Source organism: Lactiplantibacillus fabifermentans DSM 21115, from assembly GCF_000498955.2.
In the GTDB taxonomy this organism is placed as follows: Bacteria; Bacillota; Bacilli; order Lactobacillales; family Lactobacillaceae; genus Lactiplantibacillus; species Lactiplantibacillus fabifermentans.
Genome location: NZ_AYGX02000099.1, coordinates 1 through 6,412, shown reverse-complemented (window position 1 = coordinate 6,412; position 6,412 = coordinate 1). Strand labels below are relative to the sequence as shown.

Sequence of the window (6,412 nt, the reverse complement as noted above, 5' to 3'; positions counted from 1 at the left end):
GAAGCTGATCTTTTTTGTCCGAACAGCGTTCGGATTAATTTTACAATCTACCTTTTCTTTATTATTCCCAATTTGAATCTTCCCAACTTTACTTCCTTTTTTACCAAAAACTTCCGCTTCTTTTTCGGCCGTTTCAATCAAAGCCTTGCCATCATTGATAGCTGCGTTTGAATCCGTGACATACAACCGTTTACCAGTAAAACGAATCGGATCAATCTTAATATCTGCTGCAATAATAACTAAATCCGCCGATTCGATATCTGCTTCAGTCAAAACATTTTCAGCGCCAATCGCACCATTAGTTTCAACCTTGACGTCGTAACCCATTTCTTTTGCGGCATTCTCAATTCCTTCGGCCGCCATATAAGTATGGGCAATCCCGGCTGCACACGCGGTAACAGCTATTACTTTTTTTGACATGTTTACGCCCCCTTGATTTATTTACAACTATGATGTTAAAGAATAAGCCACTATCAGTAAACGCTTTCAGCGGTTATTGGTTAAATTACCATTAGTAATATCAATAGTGAAATAATTTTCATTTGATTAGATAAATTTATTAATCATTGAAAGTATTGCTGACCAAGTCATTCCACACAAAAACACTGCTACCAGCTCACCCAAACAAAGCTAGTAACAGTGATTTTTGACCATTCAGTCACAATCCGAATTCACAAGAGTTGGGACTATGATTAAACGCTATTTTTCGGTACCTTGGCCATCCCATTCGCGTTCGACAATGGCTTTCAATTCGCTAATCAATGGTTCGCGTGGATTAGCGGTCGTGCATTGGTCTTCGTAAGCTAATTCGGCAATCCGATCAACGGCTTCGTCGAAGTGCTTCTTTTCAACGCGGTTGGCTTTCAATGACAAGGTGACATCCATGGAGTGGGCCAAATCGATGAAGGCTTTGACTAAGCTTTCTTTCAATTCTTCATCCGTCTTACCAGGTAAGCCTAAGGCCCGGGCAATATTGGCGTAGTCTTCCAGCGCAGTATTGTGGTTATATTTTGGCCACATTGCTAACTTCGTTGGAATTTCAGCGTTGTAACGAACCACTTGTGGGTACGTGATGGCAATCGCCAAGCCGTGAGGGAGGTTAAATTCCCCACCAAGTTTATGCGCGATGGAGTGGTTGATTCCTAAGAAGGCATTGGCAAAGGCCATCCCTGCTAAGGTCGATGCATTGTGCATCTTTTCACGCGCATACTTGTCGCCGTCATACGATGCTTTCAAGTACTTGAAGGCTAGTTGCAAGGCCTGAATTGACCAGCCCCGAGTAAAGTCAGACGCCATAACTGAGACGTAAGCTTCGGTCGCATGGGTGATGACATCCAAACCGGTCCAAGCAGTCGTCCGTTTTGGTACGGTTTCCACGAATTGTGGGTCGACGATGGCAATGTCTGGTTGCATGGCATAGTCGGTTACCGGGTACTTAACGTGGGTCTTGGAGTCGGTAATAACGGCATATGGCGTTACTTCTGAACCCGTCCCTGACGTGGTTGGAATCCCGATATACGTTACTTTATTCGCAACGGGTACTTTGTAAGTCCGTTTCCGGATGTCTAAGAACTTCTGCTTAGCGCCTAAGAAGGAAGCTTCGGGATGTTCATAGAAGAGCCACATCCCTTTGGCCGCATCCATCGCGGACCCACCACCTAAAGCGATAATAGTGTCTGGTTGGAAGGCCTTCATCCGGGCAACCCCTTTGTAAACCGTATCCGTTGAAGGGTTTGGTTCAACTTCGGAGAAGATGTCGATATCAACCGGTTCCTTACGTTGGTTCAAGACCGCGGTAACCCGATCGGCATAACCGAATTCGACCATCCCAGGGTCACATACTAAGAAGACTTTCTTAATGCCCGCCATGCTCTCTAAATATCGAACGGAGTTGCGTTCGAAGTAGACTTTGGGAGGCATCTTTACCCATTGCATATTATTACGCCGTTTTGCCACTGTTTTGATATTAATCAGATCCGTATCTGTAACGTTATGTGAAATGGAGTTACCACCGTATGAGCCGGTCCCTAAAGTCAATGATGGGGTCATATTGTTGTAGATATTCCCAATCCCACCAACGGATGATGGCGTGTTAACTAAGATCCGGCAAGCTGGCATTTGCAGCCCGAATTCTTTAACGAGTTCGTCATCTTTAGTATGAATCCCGGCAGTATGGCCTAAACCACCATAATGCAGTAATTCGTCAGCAATCTTGAAGGCATCTTCATGCGAAGTTGACTTGTACATCGTCAAAACTGGTGATAATTTTTCGCCTGAAAGTGGGAACTTCAAGCCAACACCATTGATTTCGGCAATTAAGACACGCGCATTCTTGTCGACATCTTTTAAGCCGGCCATTTGGGCAATATCATAAGCGGACTTCCCAGCAACGGGCCCCCGAACGGTGTGCCGGTTAGGATCAATAACGGCTTCAGTTAAAGCATCGACGTCCTTGGCTTTAACGAAGTAGCAGCCTAAGCGCTTGAGTTCCGCTTTAACGTCCGCATAGATTTCTTTATCTACGATGGCACTGTTTTCAGTCGCACAAACCATCCCATTATCAAACGTCTTCGACAATACAATGTCGTTAACGGCTTGCTTGATATCAGCGGTCTTTTCGATGTAAGTTGGGCCATTACCAGGGCCAACACCTAAGGCTGGTTTCCCTGATGAATAAGCGGCCGTAACCATGCTAGGACCACCAGTAGCTAAGATTGTTGCGACATCGTCATGATGCATTAAGTCGTTAGTGGCGTCGATACTGGGGTGTTCAATATAGAGCACGGCGTCGGCAGGGCCACCCGCCGCGGCGATGGCTGTTTGAATCACGCGCGCCGTTTCCGCACAACATTCTTGCGCTTGTGGATGGAAACCGAAGATAATCGTGTTCCGGCCCTTTAAGGAGATCAACGTCTTGAAGACGACCGTTGAAGTTGGGTTCGTAACTGGGGTAACCCCAGCAACGATCCCGACTGGTTCGGCAATTTCCATTAATTGTTTTTCATCATCATCTTTTAAAATCCCCACGGTCTTATCGTGGCGAATGCTATTCCAAATATATTCGCTAGCGTAGATGTTCTTGATGGCTTTATCTTCCACCACACCACGCTTCGTTTCAGCAACGGCCATCTTGGCTAACTTCATATGGTTATCCAAAGCAGCTACCGCAATTTTTTCACATAAATCATCGATTTGAGCTTGTGAATACGTTTTCAATTCTGCTAAAGCTTTTTTGGAACGGGTTACTAATGAATCAACTTCATTGGTTTCGGTAGTCGTTTGGGCTGGTTGGTTTTTCATCATAGTTTGTTTCCTCCGTTCATTTCTCTTGTGAATTAATTTACAAACTTTATTATACACATCGATTTTTTAAATGCAATAATAAATTTAAAATAATTAAAAGTTGTGTAAAAACTAATAGCATCAGTTGTTTAAGAAATCCTTTGTTGTGGGGCCTGATTACAGTTACAAGTATGTTCATCAGTTAACAAGTTTTCTTAAAAAATTAGCCCCGTACTAAAAAGCCGTCGCCAATCAACATAACTGCTGATTTACGACGACTCGTTTCCAATCTAATTTTATTGTGTTTCAATACCGTTCGCCAACTTTATGCTAGTCACCCGCCCATTGCTATCATCCTGACAGGATAATTCCAAAAGCGGATACTGATTTTGAAAACTATTTTAAAAGCGCCACTATCTTCAAAATAGCCGCGCTTTCAAAAAATTATATTCAACTAAATTAACGGACCACAATCACGGATACGGGCGCTTTTTTCGCCAACCGTGGACCAATGGCACCACTGATTTTTGAATGGGCAAATTCGGTATCCGCCCCCGTTACTAATAAATCGGGTTCAAATTCTGGAATAACTTTTTCCAAAATAACGTCGTCGACATCGCCGCCTTCATAGACGAGCGCTTCGACTTTTTTTAGCCCTAATTGTTCGGCCAGCTTAACATAATCTTGAACCACTTGTTTAACATGGTCACGTTTCTCTTGGATTTTGGACGGTGTCAAAGAATCGAAGATATTAATATCATCATTTTCCATGACCGACACAATCCCCAGCGTGACATCATAATCCCGCGCTAACGTGGTGGCATAACGGAAGGCCCGTTCCGAAGACGTATTATCATCTTCATCAACGGTCAACAACACCCGCCGATAAACTAACGGATCATTCATTTTACTGCTTGGCATACACAAGTGCCTCCTTAATTATTTTAAATTCGGTCCATGCAAGCCCATTATAACAGTTTCCACTAGTAAGCGCTGTCGAGATTACACCGTTGGCAAGGCGGCCAGCGTTTGTTGCAACCATTCAACATAATATTGCTCGCGTCCCAGGGCATGTTGCAAGATCAAGTAGTGGCCATAGTGCACTTTTTGCGCGGTAACCGTCGGAAAAACGGTTTTTAGCCGCATCTTTAAATGTGCTAATTTTTCAGTATGCAACTGTAACTGTTCCGTCAACATCTCCGGTAATCGGGGATCTTGGTTCGTTTGAACAAAGTACAGTTTTAAAATGAATTCATCTTTTGAGGCCGTTAATTCCGGCGTCCCGGTCGTGATCCAGTCGCGGACTAACGCTTGGCCCGTGGGGGTGATATGATATAACTTTTTTTCGAGTTTTTCTCCACTGATGGTAATTTCGTGGGTAATGTAGCCTTGGCTCTCTAACCGTTTTAATTGCGGATAAATTTGGCTGTGTTGGGCTTGCCAAAATTCACCGATTTCAGAATCGAACGCTTTTGTCAAGTCGTAGCCGGTTAGCGGCTGCTGATTTAAGAGCCCTAAAATAATAAACTGGAGCTTGTTTTTTTGCGCCATGAGAATTTCCTCCTTGACGAATGATTAAGTTCAGTATACACTAACCTTGTTGTTTAAAACATGTAATTAATAACACGTTTTAAATTACCTAATCTTAATTCAAAGAAGGCTTTTAAAAATGAACAAAACTTTTGAAACTTTAGATGACTTTTTAGGCACACATTTCATTTACACGTACGATAACGGCTGGGAATATGAATGGTACGCTAAGAATGATCACACCGTTGATTACCGTATCCATGGCGGCATGGTCGCCGGTCGCTGGGTCAAAGACCAAGAAGCTAACATTGTCATGTTAACGCCCGGTATTTATAAAGTGGCTTGGACGGAACCAACTGGGACCGACGTGGCATTAGATTTCGTACCCAACGAAAAGAAATTAAACGGGACGATTTTCTTCCCGAAATGGGTCCAAGAACATCCTGAAATTACGGTAACCTTCCAAAATGACCACATCGACTTAATGGAAGAATCTCGCGAAAAATACGCCACTTATCCAAAATTAGTCGTCCCAGAATTCGCCAACATTACTTATATGGGCGACGCTGGTCAAAACAATGAAGATGTCATTAGCGAAGCCCCCTACGAAGGTTTACCTTCAGACATCCGCGCTGGTAAGTACTTCGATGAAAACTATCACCGTATTAATAAGTAAGTTTGTTTCACGTGAAACAATTTAGTTTAATCAATTAACCCGCTGACTCACTACGATTATGGGTCAGCGGGTTTTTGTATCCATTTCTGCCTAATGACATCGATTAACCGTTATTTTTCTAACCATTTCGCTATCAAAAAAGACGCCATGTCTAAAAAGCAACACAGCGTCCATCATCACCACTAGTCTTTACAGCTAGCGTTTATTATTAAATTAATCGTTAGTGACGTTCAATTGTACGTCCCCGAGTTGTTGATCAAAAGTCGCTTGCCAGTGTCCCGCCGTTAATTTTGGTGGTAAAACGAAGGTCCCGGACGAAACGCGTTGTCCAGCCGTTAACGTCTTACCTTGCGCTGCTAGCTTGCCCACTAGCCATTGCAACGACTTCAGTGGATTGCCTAATACTTCACTCGCAACCCCCTGCTTCAAACTAGCCCCATCATGAGTTAATTCACATTTAACGGTCGCCACGGCGTCCACTGAATCAAAACATTTATCCGTATCGCGTTCAGTCCCGTAGACGACTAAACCACCGACGGCCGCATCGGCCACGACGAGGTTCTTTGGTAAATCTGGGAACCAGTCCGCGAACCGTGAATCTGGTAATTCCAGCCCCGGTGCCACCGTAGTCTTATGCCACAAATCGGTCAGTGAGTCGGTCACTTGCAACGCTTCCTTCGCCCGAAAAACGAGTTCAACTTCCACGAGTGGTGCCATTAATTGATTTAGGCGTACCGTAGCGGGTGCCGCCAAGAAGTGGTCGGTAACTTGCGCGCCATACAACGGTGTATGCGCATCAAACATCTGCTGTGTTTCCGCACTCGTTAACGAGACTTTATAGCCCCCAACTGGCTGATTCTTTAAAGTCGTTAGGTAGATTGCAAATTTAATCCGAATTTTTGGACAAATTGTTCAGCATAACCT

At 44.0% G+C, this 6,412-nt stretch carries 5 protein-coding genes and 1 pseudogene; 1 reads left to right on the top strand and 5 read right to left on the bottom strand.

The window, feature by feature from the left end; genetic code table 11:
* The 4 genes from DY78_RS09105 to DY78_RS09090 all read right to left on the bottom strand — a co-directional run.
* The coding region (locus tag DY78_RS09105; protein WP_235810659.1) for a PTS fructose transporter subunit IIB at positions 1–420 on the bottom strand (420 nt) is incomplete at its 3' end.
* Between the two features lie 279 nt (positions 421–699).
* Complete coding sequence (gene adhE, locus DY78_RS09100; RefSeq protein WP_024626307.1) at positions 700–3,303, bottom strand: bifunctional acetaldehyde-CoA/alcohol dehydrogenase; 2,604 nt, start codon at positions 3,301–3,303, stop codon at positions 700–702.
* A gap of 438 nt (positions 3,304–3,741) precedes the next feature.
* Complete coding sequence (locus DY78_RS09095; protein ID WP_024626308.1) at positions 3,742–4,203, bottom strand: universal stress protein; 462 nt, start codon at positions 4,201–4,203, stop codon at positions 3,742–3,744.
* A gap of 81 nt (positions 4,204–4,284) precedes the next feature.
* On the bottom strand, positions 4,285–4,833 hold the full coding sequence (locus tag DY78_RS09090; RefSeq protein WP_024626309.1) for a PadR family transcriptional regulator: 549 nt from the start codon (positions 4,831–4,833) through the stop codon (positions 4,285–4,287).
* Between the two features lie 118 nt (positions 4,834–4,951).
* Between DY78_RS09090 and DY78_RS09085 the strand changes: the two genes are divergently transcribed.
* Positions 4,952–5,488 (top strand): phenolic acid decarboxylase, encoded by a 537-nt coding sequence (locus DY78_RS09085; protein WP_024626310.1) that lies wholly within the window; start codon positions 4,952–4,954, stop codon positions 5,486–5,488.
* 213 nt (positions 5,489–5,701) lie between these two features.
* On the opposite strand, the pseudogene DY78_RS09080 reads toward DY78_RS09085, so the two are convergent.
* Positions 5,702–6,361 (bottom strand): annotated as a pseudogene (locus tag DY78_RS09080) (2-keto-4-pentenoate hydratase); the annotation flags it as partial.
* Positions 6,362–6,412: the final 51 nt, after the last annotated feature.

What these genes read in the sequence shown, in the direction of transcription:
- DY78_RS09095 (WP_024626308.1), bottom strand. Translation starts at nt 4,203, where the DNA reads ATGCCAAGCAGTAAAATGAATGATCCGTTAGTTTATCGGCGGGTGTTG.
- DY78_RS09090 (WP_024626309.1), bottom strand. Translation starts at nt 4,833, where the DNA reads ATGGCGCAAAAAAACAAGCTCCAGTTTATTATTTTAGGGCTCTTAAAT.
- DY78_RS09085 (WP_024626310.1), top strand. Translation starts at nt 4,952, where the DNA reads ATGAACAAAACTTTTGAAACTTTAGATGACTTTTTAGGCACACATTTC.
- adhE (WP_024626307.1), bottom strand. Translation starts at nt 3,303, where the DNA reads ATGATGAAAAACCAACCAGCCCAAACGACTACCGAAACCAATGAAGTT.